Source organism: Klebsiella sp. P1954 (genome assembly GCF_018199955.1).
Classification (GTDB): Bacteria; Pseudomonadota; Gammaproteobacteria; order Enterobacterales; family Enterobacteriaceae; genus Klebsiella; species Klebsiella pneumoniae.
Window position 1 is genome coordinate 444,068 of record NZ_CP073373.1, and the last position, 14,672, is coordinate 458,739.

Annotated in this window: 14 protein-coding genes and 1 pseudogene; 9 read left to right on the forward strand and 6 right to left on the reverse strand. The window is 57.7% G+C overall.

Annotated elements, in window-relative coordinates:
• Positions 1–25: 25 nt before the first annotated feature.
• Positions 26–412, forward strand: coding sequence for a nuclear transport factor 2 family protein (locus KB890_RS02280; RefSeq protein WP_004179737.1), 387 nt, complete (start codon positions 26–28; stop codon positions 410–412).
• Positions 413–489: 77 nt separating this feature from the next.
• On the opposite strand, the gene dcp is transcribed toward KB890_RS02280, so the two are convergent.
• A complete protein-coding gene (gene dcp / locus KB890_RS02285) occupies positions 490–2,535 on the reverse strand; it encodes a peptidyl-dipeptidase Dcp (protein WP_004179736.1) in 2,046 nt (681 codons plus the stop codon).
• A gap of 130 nt (positions 2,536–2,665) precedes the next feature.
• Here dcp and ydfG point away from each other — a divergent pair, with 130 nt between their 5' ends.
• Both ydfG and KB890_RS02295 read left to right on the forward strand, forming a co-directional pair.
• A complete protein-coding gene (gene ydfG, locus KB890_RS02290) occupies positions 2,666–3,415 on the forward strand; it encodes a bifunctional NADP-dependent 3-hydroxy acid dehydrogenase/3-hydroxypropionate dehydrogenase YdfG (protein ID WP_002903733.1) in 750 nt (249 codons plus the stop codon).
• A 92-nt stretch (positions 3,416–3,507) separates the two neighbouring features.
• Positions 3,508–4,194: a GntR family transcriptional regulator gene (locus KB890_RS02295; RefSeq protein WP_002903730.1), complete on the forward strand. Its 687-nt coding sequence runs from the start codon at positions 3,508–3,510 to the stop codon at positions 4,192–4,194.
• A gap of 50 nt (positions 4,195–4,244) precedes the next feature.
• On the opposite strand, the gene KB890_RS02300 is transcribed toward KB890_RS02295, so the two are convergent.
• The 4 genes and pseudogenes from KB890_RS02300 to KB890_RS02315 all read right to left on the reverse strand — a co-directional run bounded on the left by KB890_RS02300 (position 4,245) and on the right by KB890_RS02315 (position 8,426).
• Complete coding sequence (locus tag KB890_RS02300) at positions 4,245–4,676, reverse strand: universal stress protein (protein WP_002903728.1); 432 nt, start codon at positions 4,674–4,676, stop codon at positions 4,245–4,247.
• Between the two features lie 264 nt (positions 4,677–4,940).
• Complete coding sequence (locus tag KB890_RS02305) at positions 4,941–6,404, reverse strand: mannitol dehydrogenase family protein (RefSeq protein ID WP_004195998.1); 1,464 nt, start codon at positions 6,402–6,404, stop codon at positions 4,941–4,943.
• Positions 6,405–6,667: 263 nt separating this feature from the next.
• Complete coding sequence (locus tag KB890_RS02310) at positions 6,668–7,951, reverse strand: MFS transporter (protein ID WP_004179732.1); 1,284 nt, start codon at positions 7,949–7,951, stop codon at positions 6,668–6,670.
• 113 nt (positions 7,952–8,064) lie between these two features.
• A pseudogene (locus KB890_RS02315) lies at positions 8,065–8,426 on the reverse strand (YnfA family protein).
• A 108-nt stretch (positions 8,427–8,534) separates the two neighbouring features.
• On the opposite strand from KB890_RS02315, the gene KB890_RS02320 reads away from it, so the two are divergent.
• Complete coding sequence (locus KB890_RS02320) at positions 8,535–8,876, forward strand: DUF1283 family protein (protein ID WP_002903720.1); 342 nt, start codon at positions 8,535–8,537, stop codon at positions 8,874–8,876.
• Between the two features lie 78 nt (positions 8,877–8,954).
• Positions 8,955–9,515 carry a spermidine N1-acetyltransferase gene (gene speG, locus KB890_RS02325; protein ID WP_004179730.1) on the forward strand — a complete coding sequence of 187 codons (561 nt, stop codon included), beginning with the start codon at positions 8,955–8,957 and terminating at the stop codon, positions 9,513–9,515.
• Here the strand turns inward: speG and KB890_RS02330 are convergent.
• Positions 9,509–10,219, reverse strand: a complete 711-nt coding sequence (locus KB890_RS02330) for a YnfC family lipoprotein (protein WP_004179729.1) — start codon at positions 10,217–10,219, stop codon at positions 9,509–9,511. The two genes, speG and KB890_RS02330, sit on opposite strands and share 7 nt — an antisense overlap.
• 101 nt (positions 10,220–10,320) lie before the next feature.
• Here KB890_RS02330 and KB890_RS02335 point away from each other — a divergent pair, with 101 nt between their 5' ends.
• From KB890_RS02335 to KB890_RS02350, 4 genes are all read left to right on the forward strand, one after another.
• Positions 10,321–10,590, forward strand: a complete 270-nt coding sequence (locus KB890_RS02335; RefSeq protein WP_002903714.1) for a DUF1161 domain-containing protein — start codon at positions 10,321–10,323, stop codon at positions 10,588–10,590.
• A gap of 150 nt (positions 10,591–10,740) precedes the next feature.
• On the forward strand, positions 10,741–13,176 hold the full coding sequence (ynfE, locus tag KB890_RS02340) for a selenate/tellurate reductase subunit YnfE (protein WP_004190280.1): 2,436 nt from the start codon (positions 10,741–10,743) through the stop codon (positions 13,174–13,176).
• A gap of 10 nt (positions 13,177–13,186) precedes the next feature.
• Positions 13,187–13,804 carry a DMSO/selenate family reductase complex B subunit gene (locus tag KB890_RS02345; protein WP_004152235.1) on the forward strand — a complete coding sequence of 206 codons (618 nt, stop codon included), beginning with the start codon at positions 13,187–13,189 and terminating at the stop codon, positions 13,802–13,804.
• A 1-nt stretch (position 13,805) separates the two neighbouring features.
• Positions 13,806–14,663, forward strand: coding sequence for a DmsC/YnfH family molybdoenzyme membrane anchor subunit (locus KB890_RS02350; protein WP_002903710.1), 858 nt, complete (start codon positions 13,806–13,808; stop codon positions 14,661–14,663).
• The last annotated feature ends 9 nt before the right edge of the window (positions 14,664–14,672 follow it).

The window sequence follows — 14,672 nt, forward strand, 5'->3', positions numbered from 1 at the left end:
CTTTCACAGAGGACTAACCATCAAAATGATTACTATTACTAGGGTATTGGATGACATTATCAACCACCAACAGATACCACTGGATCGGATACTCAGTCGCTATTTTAGTCCCGGTTATCGGCAGCGTACTGATAACAAGTGGGAAGGATTAGATGGCTTTGCTCAGCATGCGCGTAGACTCCGGGAAATTATCGCCTTCGCTAAAATTGAGTTACATGACGAACTTCGTAACGGGAATCTTTATGCCACAAGGCATCGCGTTCTGTGCACCAGGCGCAGCGGAGAAGAGGTGGACATGGAAGTTTATATGTTCGCTGAAATAGATGATTCCGGGCGCTTCATTCGTATCGAAGAAGCCACGCTAATGCTTAAAGGGAGAGAGAGCGATAAAGATTTAGGCAGCGTGAGGTAAAAGAAATATAAGGTTACGACTAGATCAGACAAAAAACCGGGCAGCGCGCCCGGTTATCTTGTCAGACTAAAATTGCCCTACGCACTCAACCCGCGATTTTTCAGCATCGGCTCAATCTGCGGATCGTGTCCGCGCCACTGGCGATACAGTTCAGCTAAATCAGTGCTGTTCCCGCGTGATAAAATCGCCTCACGGAAACGCTGACCGTTCTCACGGGTCAAACCGCCCTGCTCCACGAACCATTGATAGCCGTCGTCGGCCAGCATCTGGGTCCACAGATAGGCGTAATAGCCTGCCGCATAGCCGCCGCCGAAGATATGGGAGAAATAGCTGCTGCGATAGCGCGGGGGGACCGCCGCCAGATCCAGGTTCTCTTCCCGAAGCACCAGCTGCTCAAACGCGTCCACCTCCTCCGGTAATGCCGAGGTCGACAGGCTATGCCACCGCATATCGAGTAACGCAGCAGCCAACAGCTCACTCATGTCGTACCCTTTATTGAAGGTTGCCGCACGCAACATATTGTCGCGTAGCGCCTGCGGCATCGGCTCCCCGGACTGGTAGTGCTTCGCGTAGTGGGCAAACACCTGCGGCTGGCTGGCCCAGTGTTCGAAGATCTGCGAAGGAAATTCGACAAAATCGCGCGGCGTATTGGTCCCCGAGAGACTGGCGTAGCGCTGGCTGGCGAACAGCCCATGCAGGGTATGGCCGAACTCATGAAACAGGGTGATCACCTCATCCCACGACAGCAGCGCGCTCTGCCCTGCCTGCGGGCGGACGTAGTTGCAGACATTGTAGATAACCGGGCGCTGCGCGCGCAGAGTCGACTGTTCGACAAACACATCCATCCATGCGCCGCCGCTCTTTGAGTCACGAGCGTAGTAGTCACCGTAAAACAGCGCCATCCCTTCGCCGTTGTGATCGAAGATCTCCCAGACCCGCACATCCGGGTGATAGACCGGTATATCGAAGCGCTCAACAAAGCGCAGACCAAAGAGCTGCGAGGCCGTCCAGAATACGCCGTCTTGCAGCACCCGCTCGAGGGCAAAATAGGGTTTGAGCTGCGCGTCATCAATGGCATAGGCAGCCCGCCGCACCTGCTCGCTGTAGTAAAGCCAGTCCCATGCCGTCGCGCGAAAACCCCCGCCTTCGTTGTCGATCACCTGCTGGATGTCCGCCAGCTCACGTTCCGCCCTCGCCCGCGCCGCCGGCGCGATCTGACGCATAAAGCCCAATGCCTCCGCCGGGGAAGCCGCCATTTGATCGGTCAGCGCCCAGCTGGCGTAATCAGCGGCTCCCAACAGCTCAGCCTGCTGCGCGCGGATCGCCGCCAGCCGCAGTACCAGGTCACGCGTATCATGCTCATCGCCCTGCTGATTGCGGGTCCAGCCGGCGGCGAAGAGATTCTCCCGCGTTTGCCGGTCGCGCAGCGCAAGCAGCTGCGGCTGCTGGGTGGTATTGGTCAGCGTCAGCAACCAGCGGTCGCTAAGCCCTCTTTCACGCGCTGCGTCAGCCGCCGCCGCTATCTCCTCATCGCTCAGGCCAGCCAGTTGATGCCGGTAATCAACCACCAGGCCGCCGCTTTTTGCCGCTCCCAGCAGTCGCTGCTGGAACTGACTTTGCAGCGTAGCCGCTTCGGTGTTCAGTGTGCGCAGCGCCGCCTGCTGCTCGGGAGCCAGCGTCGCCCCGGCATGAACAAAACGTTGCCACGTCAGGGTCAGGAGACGATAGGACTCGCTGTCCAGCGCCAGCGCGTCGCGCTGCTCGTAGACGCTGTTCACGCGCTGAAACAAGGCCGCATTAAGCCAGATGTCATTCCCCAGCTCGGCGAGTTCGGCGGAAAATTGTTCATCCAGTGATTGAATATAAGGATTGGTATGGGCGCCAGCCATGGCGAAAAAGACCCGCGTCACCCGCGCCAGCAGCTGACCACTCTGCTCCAGCGCCTCGAGCGTGTTGGCGAAACTGGCCGGCTGCGGATTGTCGATAATAGCGCGAATTTCGGCCCGCTGCTGCCGGACGCCCTCATCAAACGCCGGGCGATAGTGGCTGTCGTCAATCACATCGAACGGCGGCGCCTGGTAAGGCAACGTACTGACGCTAAAAAAGGGGTTTCGTTCGGACATCTTTCTCTCCTGTACAGGCTAATGCTGTAAGATTAGGCCTCTCCTTAAGGGGTCGCAATGATTTCCGTTACCGGTCGCCGCCTGTGCGTGCTATGGTATGAAAACACAAAAAGCGTTGAGGAACAGTAAGATGATTATCATGGTCACCGGCGCCACCGCCGGTTTTGGTGAAAGTATTACTCGCCGTTTTATCGCTAACGGTCATAAAGTGATTGCCACCGGTCGTCGTGAAGAGCGCCTGAAGACGCTGAAAGACGAGCTGGGCGATAACCTTTATATCGCGCAACTTGACGTCCGCAACCGCGCCGCCATTGAGACGCTGATTGCTGACCTGCCGGCCGAGTGGCAGGCTATCGATGTGCTGGTGAACAACGCCGGCCTGGCGCTTGGTCTGGAGCCGGCGCACCGCGCCAGTGTGGAAGACTGGGAAGATATGATCGACACCAATAATAAAGGGCTGGTGTACATGACCCGCGCCGTGCTGCCGGGGATGGTGGAGCGCAATCGCGGCCATATCATCAATATCGGCTCTACGGCAGGCAGCTGGCCTTACGCCGGCGGAAACGTCTATGGGGCGACCAAAGCCTTTGTCCGTCAGTTTAGCCTCAATCTTCGTACCGACCTGCACGGCACCGCGGTGCGCGTGACCGACATCGAGCCGGGTCTGGTGGGCGGCACCGAGTTTTCTAACGTCCGCTTTAAGGGCGATGACGCTAAAGCCGAAAAAGCTTACGAAAATACCCAAGCGCTAACGCCGGAAGATGTGACCGAGGCGGTCTGGTGGGTCGCCACCCTGCCGAAACATGTCAACATCAACACCCTGGAGATGATGCCGGTGAGTCAGAGCTTTGCCGGACTCAGCGTTCACCGTCAGGGCTAACCGTCAGCCACCCGGCCTGCGGGCCGGGTATGGGCGGAAACGCAAAAAAACGCGTAAAATAGTGCGCATAACCCCCTAAAAAGTAACCATCAATGGCCGCAGAATCGCAACTGAATCCGACGCAACCCGTCAATCAGCAAATTTATCGCATCCTCCGCCGGGATATCGTTCACTGCCTGATCCCGCCTGGTACACCGCTGTCGGAGAAAGAAGTCTCCGTGCGTTTTGCGGTGTCTCGTCAGCCGGTGCGCGAAGCCTTCATTAAGCTGGCGGAAAACGGACTTATCCAGATTCGTCCCCAGCGCGGTAGCTATGTCAATAAAATCTCATTGTCGCAGGTGCGTAATGGTTGCTTCGTCCGCCAGGCGATTGAGTGCGCGGTGGTTCGCCGTGCCGCCGGCATGATTAACGAAGAGCAACTTTATCAGCTGGAACAGAATCTTCACCAGCAGCGTATTGCTGTTGATCGGCAGCAGTTAAACGACTTTTTCCTGCTCGATGATGAATTTCACCAGAAGCTGTCGATTATCGCCGACTGTCAGCTGGCCTGGGAGACAGTGGAAAATATTAAAGCCGCCATCGATCGCGTCCGCTATATGAGTCTGGACCATGTCACCTCTCCGGAGATGCTTCTGCGCCAGCATCATGAGATTTTCACCGCGCTGGAAAAACGCGATGCCGAGGCGGTAGAAAAAGCCATGAGTATCCATTTGCATGAAATCAGCGAATCCGTACTGCTGATTCGCCAGGAGAACCGCGACTGGTTTAGTGAAGAATAAGAGTCAGACGGCTGCCGGCATGGCCGACGCAGCCGTCCTCATTGAAGGGATTATCTAACGACCAATACCGGCGTTTTGGCGTAGCGCAGAATTGACTCGGCGTTGGAGCCCAGCAGATGGGTGGAGATCCCCGGTTTGCGGGAACCAATCACAATGACATCGAACTCTTCGTTGTTACTGATAGCCAGAATTTCGTCACGCACGTTGCCAAAGACTACGCGGGTATGGATCCGCGTCATGGGGATGGCGAACAGTCGCGCCACCTCGCGCATTTTTTTCTCCGACTCTTCTTTCATATAGGCTTCAAACTTACGAATATCCGCCGTAAAACCGCGCAATAGCGAACGGCTGCTGTTCGGCAGAACGTTGAGCAAGGTGATCTCGCCATTTTCGGCCGAAGCGAGAAATTCCGCGTGACGCACCGCTTTATCGCTTAAATCCATTTCAAAGACATCAACAGGCAATAAAATTTTTTTATACATGGCCCGTACTCCTTTTGCAGAGAAAGTTCTTTTTCAATAACTTAACTATGCCATTATTGCGGTGAAATACCAGCCATGGTTCGGAAAAATAACAGCTAATTATCTTTAGTAAATCAGGGAAATATAGAGTTATGTATAGACATTGCGTTCGATCATATTCTGCGTCTGCTAAAACCGATCGTCAGCAAAAAATAGACATCAGCGGAGTATCGTAAAAATAACTGAAGAGCCGGTGTCGACCCCGGGACCGACACCGGAAAAAGATTATTGCGCGGCGGCCCACGCGGCGACGGTAGCTTTAGCCCCCTGCCGCTGCAGCGCTAAGTAGGCGCGGGTCACCGCCGTGACAAAGCGTAACTCCTGCGGCAATTCGACGCCGAAAATCGCCTCAATACCCAACAGCGCTTTGACTCGCGCTTCGCCATCGGCGCTGGCAGCCACCGCTTGCTGGATAACCGGCAACAACGGGTCGCATATCTCGATTGCCTGGCCCGCATCGTCAACGCCGCCAACGTAGCGCATCCACCCTGCCACGCCCAGCGCCAGCAGTGTAAAATCACGCTGATGCACCAGATGCCAGCGTATTGAGTCCAGCATGCGCTGGGGCAACTTCTGGCTGCCGTCCATGGCTATCTGCCAGGTGCGGTGCTTCAGCGCCGGATTGCAGTAACGGTCAATCAGCAAACTGGCATAGCGTGACAGATCCACCCCCTGCACCTTCAGCGTTGGTGCCTGTTCGTCCAGCATCAACGACAGCGCCGCGCGACGGTAGTTATCGTCCTGCATACAGTCGTTGATATGCTGATAACCGGCCAGATAGCCGAGATAAGCGAGGAACGAATGGCTACCATTGAGCATTCTCAGCTTCATCTCTTCGAAAGGCACCACGTCGGCGACCAGTTCCGCTCCCGCTTTCTCCCACTGCGGACGTCCGGCAACAAAGTTATCCTCAATCACCCACTGACGGAAAGGTTCGCAGGCCACCCCGGCCGGGTCGCGCACCCCGGTCAGCTGGGTAATTTTATCGAGGGTTTCGGCAGTCACCGCCGGGACAATCCGGTCCACCATGGTCGACGGAAAGGTGACATTCTGCTCTATCCATGCGGCAAGATCCTCGTCTAAAGCCCGGGCGTAGGCGCAGACGACGTTGCGCATCACGTGACCATTTTCCGGCATGTTATCGCAGGACATCACGGTAAAAGCAGGCAGGCCGGCCGCCCGGCGGCGAGATAAGGCCTCCACCACTACCCCCGCCGCCGATTTTGGCTGGTGCGGGTTATGCAGATCGGCGGCGATCAGCGGGTGATCGAGCTGCAGTTCGCCGCTGGCTGGCGAATGGCAATAGCCTTTCTCAGTAATCGTCAGGGAGACAATGGCCACCTGTGGCTGGCACATCGCCGCCAGCACCGCTTCGAGACCATCAACCCCGGCGTGCAGCGCCTGCTTCACCACACCAACCACGCGCGCGGTCCAGGCGTCGGCGGACATTTCGGCGACGGTATACAGCAGATCCTGCTGCTGGAGATCGGCGACCTGCTGCTCGCCGCCAATCAGATTAACTTCGGTGTAGCCCCAGTCGCTGCCGTGCTCGCTGGCCAGTATATCGGCATACACAGCCTGATGAGCGCGATGAAACGCGCCAAAACCAAGATGAACGATACGGGGGATCAGTGCGCTGCGATCGTAGGTCGGCAGCGTGGCGTTAGCGGTTAAGAGGGTGTTTTCCATGATGACTCTCGTTGTTATGTAGCCCATCAACCATTCTCGGGGAGAACTCTCGAGGAGAATGCCTTTGTGCCTCAACCATCTCACGCAATTGGTATAACATCTTTGATTTCTGTCAACTACCATACAAGAAGATCTTGCGTGATAAAGCATGGGGCACGAGGCTGCAATCGCCGCAGTGACAGGATAGTGCAGGTAACGGGAGGAGAAGAACATGGCGGCCGCGCGTCCCTGCGGGCCTGCTGTTGACGAATCGCCGAGCGTTGTTAATCGATGCGAGTTTTGACGATAAAGAAGTAGCACAGCGCCCCGGCAAAGGTCACCCCGGCGGCTATCACCAGCGCCAGATTGAAAGAGTGAGTCGTATCCACTACCCAGCCGGTCACGATCGGCGCGAAGGAGGCAAACACAAAGCTGCCGAAGTTCTGGATCGCCGCCACCGAAGCCACTTTATGCTCCGCCACCATTACCTGCACCAGCCCCCAGGCGGACGTCCCGGCAAAATGAACGCAAAACAGCGCCATGGAGATAAAAGCCACCGCCTGGGCTGGCGTCGACGATTGCACCACCAGCAAGGTGCCCAGCGCCGACAGCACCAGACCGATAACAATCGCCGTTTTGCGGGTTTTCGCCAGATCGTAGCCTCTGCGCGCCAGGGCATCGACCACCAGGCCGTTGACCCACATCCCCACCGCCGCGGCAAGAAACGGGATCGCCGCCACCCAGCCGGTACGGGCCAGGCTTAACCCCTGCTGCGCCTGCAAATAGCCGGGTAACCAGGCGATATACAGCCAGCCGGTGTAGTTCACACCGGAAAAGCCGAGGATCATCCCCCAGGTAGTCCGCCGTTTAAACAGAGCCAGCCATTCGCTAAACTTCAGCGCCGGGCGGGCCGCCTCCTCACTGGCCAGATACTGCTGCTCCTCCTCCTGCAGGGTAAACTGCCGACGGTTACGGTAGCCCACATACCAGCACAGGCCGACCACGATCCCGGCTAAACCAATCACCACAAACATCGTTCGCCAACCCCAGGCCAACTGCATGATGACCAGGGCCGGCGGGGCGATAGCCTGGCCCAGCACCGTCGAGGAGTTGAATATTCCCACCGCCGTGCCGCGCTCTCTTTGCGCATACCAGTCGTTGATCGATTTCACGCCGGCTGGCATAAACGGCGCTTCGCCGATCCCGAGGCCAATGCGCAGCAGAATAAAATGCGAGAACGAATTGACCATCCCGGTCAGGGCCTGCATCGCGGACCAGAAAATCAGCCCGGCGCCCAGCACAATCCGTGGTCCCAGGCGATCCAACAAAATACCGGAGGGCAGTTGCGCGAAGCCGTAGGAGAGCGAAAAGGCGGAGAGCAGCACCCCAAACTCGGTGGCGCTAAGGCCCAGGTCGGCGCGTATCGCCTCCCCGGCGACGCTCAGCGAAGAGCGGTCAAGAAAGTTGACGATACCGGCGATAAACAGCAGCGTCAGGGTGATCTTCTGCACCCGACGGATGCGTAACGGCGTCGCCCCGGTCCGGGCGGCAAGAGTCTCGATAGCCATCGTTGTTCCTTACAGAGTCATATGAAATAGGATGTCTGATAAGTAAGGCAACAGGTCGACTACCATACAAGAATTAGGGTTGAAAAAAGCGGCAGGGATCACACATGACGGGCTTAGGCCCGTCCCCACCCCGCCACGATGATTAGCATGCCGCACAGGGCGATGGCCGCGCCCGCCCAGTCATAATGGGTTAATTTGACCCCATCAACGACCCGCAGCCAGAGCAATGCGGTACAAACGTACACCCACCGTAGGCGGCATATACCCGCCCGCTGGCGGCCGGATGGAGCGTCAGGAGCCAGACGAATAGCGCCAGCGCCAGGGCGGTGGGGATCAGCAGCAGCGGCGTTGCCCCGCGCTTGAGCCATAGCCACGGTAGATAACAGCCGACGATTTCACACAGAGCGGTAGCAAAGAACAGCAGCGTTGTTTTGTGCATTAAAAGATTCGTAAAAGAGACAAAGCGTTGAACCATTCTACGCGATAATGGCCTCTGCCCCACGCTGTTTTGCCGGCTATGCCCGACAAAAGAGCTGTAGTAAACTGAACCTGAGGGTTAACCCATCACTTAAAGGAAATCGTGATGAACATGACACTGAATAAACGCTGGTGCCTGACCGCCATTCTGGCGTTAAGCGCTGTGGTCTACACCTCCAGCTCCTATGCCGCCACCGACCGGCTGGTGATTGAATCTGGCGACAGCGCGCAGAGCCGTCAGCAGGCGTCGATGGAAAAAGAGCAATGGAACGACACCCGCAGCCTGCGCCAGAAGGTGAACAAACGGGCGGAAAAAGAGTGGGATAAAGCCGATGTCGCTTTCGACGCGCAGGATAACTGCCAGAAGAGCGCCAACGTCAATGCCTACTGGGAGCCAAACACCCTGCGCTGTCTTGACCGTCGCACCGGCCGCGCGATCAATCCCTGAGCCGCTCCCTGACCACGCTGGCGCCTGCGGGCGCCGCCTTTCTGTAATCCCTTTTCCGTTTTGACCACAGGAATCTCCATGACCGACGCGCTACACGTCAAACTCCGCCCGCTTGAGCGCGAAGATTTGCGCTTCGTCCACCAGCTCGATAACAACGCCAGCGTCATGCGCTACTGGTTTGAAGAGCCGTACGAGGCCTTCGTTGAGCTCTCCGATCTGTACGACAAACATATTCACGATCAAAGCGAGCGCCGCTTTGTCATCGAATGCAATGGCGATAAAGCCGGACTGGTGGAGCTGGTTGAAATCAACCATGTGCACCGCCGGGCCGAGTTCCAGATCATCATCTCCCCCGACTTCCAGGGAAAAGGTCTCGCCACCCGCGCCGCACGCCTGGCGATGGACTATGGCTTTACCGTGCTCAATCTGTATAAGCTGTATTTAATCGTTGATAAAGAGAATGAAAAAGCGATCCATATTTACCGCAAGCTCGGCTTTATGGTCGAGGGTGAACTGATCCATGAGTTTTTCATTAACGGCGAGTACCGCAACACCATCCGCATGTGCCTGTTCCAGCACCAGTATCTGGCCGAGCACAAAACGTCCGGGCCGTCCCTGCTGAAGCCGACGGCTCAGTAATAATCGATACGGTTTTTAATGGTGTAGTGGCGGGTCAGCGGCGGCTGGACGCTTTCATCGATCACCTGCAGCTCACAGCTCAGCGGATTGTCGTGATCGTCGTAGTCGCAGGTCTGACGCACCGTGCCCAGCGTGCGATCGTTGAAGGTGCTGATGGCGGTATAGTCCAATTTCTTACGCGGATCCTTTGACGGCGTTGAGGCGACGGTAAATCGCTCCTCTTTGGCGGTGGTGGTTTTTCCCAGCGGATAGCCATCGCTGTCATAGCGGTAGGTGGCGGTGGTCTCTTTGCCGCGTGCGCTGATAATAAAACCGTTATCATCCGTCTCCCAACTCACCCCGGCGGTAGGCATCTCCGCCAGCTGACACTTGCCCTGCAGGCGCAGCCGCTTCTCGTGGGTGCGCCCGTCGACGTAATAGTTGGCGTCCAGCAGCAGCGTGGCGCCGGTTTTGTTCTCCACATCTTCCAGGGTCAGCAGATCGAAACACCCTTCCCTTGAGAGCTGAGCGCTCACCTTCTTGACCACCACATCGTGTTCATCCAGCAGCGTCTGGCTAAAATCTTTCACCGGCCCGCGCAGGGGATCAAACTCAAACTCATTGGAAAAACTCGCCATCTCCGGGGTGAAGGCGTCCGGGGCGCTTTTACGGTCGCATGCCGTCAGCAGCAGCGCTGCCGGGATCAGCCAATACAATCTTTTCACAGACGATTCCTTTTGTGTACATCCGATCATATTAGCAAATACAATTGTTTACACCAGTTCTGCTATGCTTAAATCTGGATAACATCGATAAGGAGCGTAAGATGAAACTATCCCTCTGCACCGGCGCTGCGCTACTGCTGTGCTCCACGGCCGTACTGGCGGCTCCCGACTCCTGTGAACGGGTCAAAAGCGACATCCAGCAGAAGATCATCAACAATGGCGTACCGGAAACCGCCTTCAGCCTGGCCATTGTGCCAAACGATCAGGCAGACCAACCCGGGGTTCAGGTGGTCGGTCATTGCGCCAACGACACCTTCAAAATCACCTATACGCGTAACAGCGACAGTCCCGCCGAAAACGACGCTCAGTAAGCCCTCTTCGGTTTCAAATGAAAGATCTTATCCCTGCATTGACCAGGGATAAGGTCTACTGGCTACCCATAACGTATTATCGCTCACCCCTGCGTCTGTTAATGAAGTGGCGGCCCTTCTCCGCACAGCATAACTATCATGGAGTGAGCAATGTCGAATCAGGAATCTCCCGGCGGCGTCAGCCGACGCGCGCTACTAAAATCTACAGCCCTCGGCTCCCTGGCGCTGGCCGCCGGCGGGCTGACCCTGCCCTTTACGCTGCGCCGCGCCGCGGCGGCAGTTCAGCAGGCTACAGGCGACACAACCCGCATTGTCTGGGGCGCCTGCTCGGTTAACTGCGGCAGCCGCTGCGCCCTGCGGCTGCACGTGCGTGATGATGAAGTGGTTTACGTCGAAACGGATAACACCGGCGACGACCGCTACGGCGACCATCAGGTCCGCGCCTGCCTGCGCGGGCGTTCGATTCGCCGGCGCATCAATCATCCGGATCGCCTTAACTATCCCATGAAGCGCGTCGGCAAGCGCGGAGAAGGCAAATTTGTCCGCATCAGCTGGCAGGAGGCGCTGGATACCCTCGCCGACCGCCTGAAGAGCGTGGTAGCGCAGTATGGCAACGAAGCCGTATACATTAACTACTCTTCAGGGATCGTCGGCGGCAACATCACCCGTTCGTCGCCTTCCGCGTCGCCGGTGGCGCGTTTAATGAACTGCTACGGCGGCTCGCTTAACCAGTACGGTACCTACAGTACTGCGCAGATTGCCTGCGCCATGCCCTACACCTACGGCAGTAACGACGGCAACAGCACCTCGGATATTGAAAACAGCAAGCTGGTGGTGATGTTCGGCAACAATCCGGCGGAGACCCGGATGAGCGGCGGCGGCATTACCTGGTATCTGGAGCAGGCCCGCGAGCGCTCTAACGCGCGAATGATCGTCATCGATCCGCGCTACACCGATACCGCCGCCGGTCGGGAAGATGAGTGGATCCCCATTCGCCCCGGCACCGACGCCGCGCTGGTGGCCGGTATCGCCTGGGTGTTGATTAACGAAGATCTGGTGGACCAGCCTTTCCTTGATAAATACTGCGTTGGCTACGACGAGAAAACGCTCCCGGCCGGGGCGCCGGCGAATGGTCATTACAAAGCCTATATCCTCGGCGAGGGCGACGACGGGATCGCTAAAACGCCGCAGTGGGCCTCGCGTATTACCGGTATCCCCACCGAGCGCATCATTAAGCTGGCGCGCGAAATCGGCATGAGCAAGCCGGCCTACATTTGCCAGGGCTGGGGGCCCCAGCGCCAGGCCAACGGCGAACTCACCGCCCGGGCGATCGCCATGCTGCCGATCTTAACCGGCAACGTCGGCATCAACGGCGGCAATAGCGGCGCCCGCGAATCAACCTACACCATCACCATTGAGCGCCTGCCGGTACTGGAAAACCCGGTGAAGACCGCCATCTCCTGCTTTACCTGGACCGACGCCATCGCGCGCGGTCCAGAGATGACCGCCAGCCGCGATGGCGTACGCGGAAAAGAGAAGCTGGATGTGCCGATCAAGTTCCTGTGGAACTACGCGGGCAACACCATCATCAACCAGCACTCCGACATCAATAAGACCCACGAAATTCTGCAGGATGAAAGCAAGTGCGAAACCATTGTGGTTATCGACAACTTTATGACCTCGTCGGCGAAATACGCCGACCTGCTGCTGCCCGACCTAATGACCGTTGAGCAGGAGGATATCATTCCTAACGATTACGCCGGCAATATGGGCTATCTGATTTTTATTCAGCCCGCCACCTCAGCGAAGTTCGAACGCAAACCGATTTACTGGATCCTAAGCGAAGTGGCGAAACGGCTCGGCGACGACGTGCATCAACGTTTTACCGAGGGGCGTACCCAGGAACAGTGGCTGCAGTATCTGTACGCCAAAATGGTGGCGAAAGATCCGGCGCTGCCGGCCTACGAGGATCTGAAGCGAATGGGCATCTACAAGCGCAAAGACCCGAACGGCCACTTCGTCGCCTATCGCGACTTCCGGCGCGATCCTGAAGCGCATCCGCTCAAAACCCCGTCCGGCAAAATTGAAATCTACTCCAGCCGACTCGCAGAGATTGCCGCCCGCTGGCAGCTTGAGAAAGACGAAGTTATCAGCCCGCTGCCGGTCTACGCCTCCACATTTGAAGGCTGGGACGATCCGCTGCGCAGCCAGTATCCGCTGCAGCTGTTTGGTTTCCACTATAAAGCGCGCACCCATTCCAGCTACGGCAACGTTGATGTATTACAAGCGGCCTGTCGCCAGGAAGTATGGATCAATCCGCTTGACGCGGAAAAACGCGGGATTAAAAACGGCGATATGGTGCGCGTTTTTAATCAGCGCGGCGAAGTCCGTCTTCCGGCGAAAGTGACGCCACGCATCATGCCGGGGGTCTCGGCGATGGGCCAGGGCGCCTGGCACGACGCCAATATGACCGGAGATCGGATCGACCATGGCGCCTGCATGAATACCCTGACCACCCACCGCCCGTCGCCGCTGGCGAAGGGGAATCCACAGCATACCAACCTGGTCGATATCGAGAAGGTTTAAGGAGTAAACCATGAGCACGCAATATGGATTCTTTATCGACTCCGCTCGCTGTACCGGATGCAAAACCTGCGAGCTGGCCTGTAAGGACTACAAGAACCTGACTCCGGAGGTCAGCTTCCGCCGGATCTATGAGTATGCCGGCGGCGACTGGCAGGAGGACAACGGCGTCTGGCAGCAGAACGTGTTTGCCTATTACCTCTCCATCGCCTGTAACCACTGTGAAGATCCGGCCTGCACCAAGGTCTGTCCGAGCGGCGCGATGCATAAGCGCGAAGACGGTTTTGTGGTGGTCAACGAAGAGGTATGCATTGGCTGCCGCTACTGCCATATGGCCTGCCCGTACGGCGCCCCGCAGTATAACGCCGACAAAGGCCATATGACCAAATGCGATGGCTGTCACGAGCGCGTCGCCGAGGGGAAAAAGCCGATCTGCGTCGAGTCCTGCCCGCTGCGGGCGTTGGATTTCGGGCCAATTGCCGAACTGCGCGCTAAGCACGGCCAGCTGGCCGCGGTAGCGCCGCTGCCGTCGGCGCACTTTACCCGGCCGAGTATCGTTATCAAACCTAACGCCAATGCCCGGCCGTGTGGCGATACCACCGGTTACCTGGCGAACCCGAAGGAGGTGTGAGATGGGAAACGGATGGCATGAATGGCCGCTGGTGCTGTTTACGGTGCTGGGTCAGTGCGTGGTCGGCGCGACCATCGTCAGCGGTCTTGGCTGGCTGGCGCTGGGGGACCAACGGGAAGCCCGGCGGCGGCTGGTGCGCAATATGTTTTTTATCTGGCTGTTGATGGGCATTGGTTTTCTTGCTTCGGTGATGCATCTCGGTTCACCGCTGCGCGCGTTTAACTCGCTGAACCGCATCGGCGCCTCGGCGCTGAGCAACGAAATCGCCAGCGGCGCTCTGTTCTTCGCCGTGGGCGGATTCTGGTGGCTGCTGGCGGTGCTGGAAAAAATGCCGGCGACGCTGGGTAAAGTCTGGCTGGCGATCGCCATGCTGTTAGGGCTGCTGTTTGTCCTCGCAATGACCCGGGTTTACCAAATCAATACCGTGCCAACATGGTACAATGGCTACACCACCAGCGCGTTCTTTCTGACGGTGCTCCTCAGCGGGCCGCTGTTTGCCGCCCTGCTGCTGCGGCTGGCGAAAGTCGACTTTAACGGCTGGTTTTTTGCCGGACTGAGCGTGGCCGCGCTGGTCATCAGCGCCGCAGTTATCATTATGCAAAGCGCCGGGCTCAGTACCCTTCACAGCTCGGTTCAGCAGGCGGCCACCCTGCTGCCAGATTATGGCAAACTCCAGGCGCTACGCCTGGTACTGCTGGCGCTGGGCCTCGGCTGCTGGCTATGTCCGCTGATCCGCCGCCAGCCGCCGCGCGCTACGGGGCTGCTGATCGGCCTGCTGCTGGTCTTGATCGCCGAATGTATTGGCCGCGGCCTGTTTTATGGTCTGCATATGACCGTCGGTATGGCGGTTGCCGGTTAATGAGACGGC

Bases quoted from the DNA above. Each gene is read 5' to 3' on its own strand.
- KB890_RS02280 (WP_004179737.1), top strand. From the start codon at position 26: ATGATTACTATTACTAGGGTATTGGATGACATTATCAACCACCAACAG.
- dcp (WP_004179736.1), bottom strand. From the start codon at position 2,535: ATGTCCGAACGAAACCCCTTTTTTAGCGTCAGTACGTTGCCTTACCAG.
- ydfG (WP_002903733.1), top strand. From the start codon at position 2,666: ATGATTATCATGGTCACCGGCGCCACCGCCGGTTTTGGTGAAAGTATT.
- KB890_RS02295 (WP_002903730.1), top strand. From the start codon at position 3,508: ATGGCCGCAGAATCGCAACTGAATCCGACGCAACCCGTCAATCAGCAA.
- KB890_RS02300 (WP_002903728.1), bottom strand. From the start codon at position 4,676: ATGTATAAAAAAATTTTATTGCCTGTTGATGTCTTTGAAATGGATTTA.
- KB890_RS02305 (WP_004195998.1), bottom strand. From the start codon at position 6,404: ATGGAAAACACCCTCTTAACCGCTAACGCCACGCTGCCGACCTACGAT.
- KB890_RS02310 (WP_004179732.1), bottom strand. From the start codon at position 7,951: ATGGCTATCGAGACTCTTGCCGCCCGGACCGGGGCGACGCCGTTACGC.
- KB890_RS02320 (WP_002903720.1), top strand. From the start codon at position 8,535: ATGAACATGACACTGAATAAACGCTGGTGCCTGACCGCCATTCTGGCG.
- speG (WP_004179730.1), top strand. From the start codon at position 8,955: ATGACCGACGCGCTACACGTCAAACTCCGCCCGCTTGAGCGCGAAGAT.
- KB890_RS02335 (WP_002903714.1), top strand. From the start codon at position 10,321: ATGAAACTATCCCTCTGCACCGGCGCTGCGCTACTGCTGTGCTCCACG.
- ynfE (WP_004190280.1), top strand. From the start codon at position 10,741: ATGTCGAATCAGGAATCTCCCGGCGGCGTCAGCCGACGCGCGCTACTA.
- KB890_RS02345 (WP_004152235.1), top strand. From the start codon at position 13,187: ATGAGCACGCAATATGGATTCTTTATCGACTCCGCTCGCTGTACCGGA.
- KB890_RS02350 (WP_002903710.1), top strand. From the start codon at position 13,806: ATGGGAAACGGATGGCATGAATGGCCGCTGGTGCTGTTTACGGTGCTG.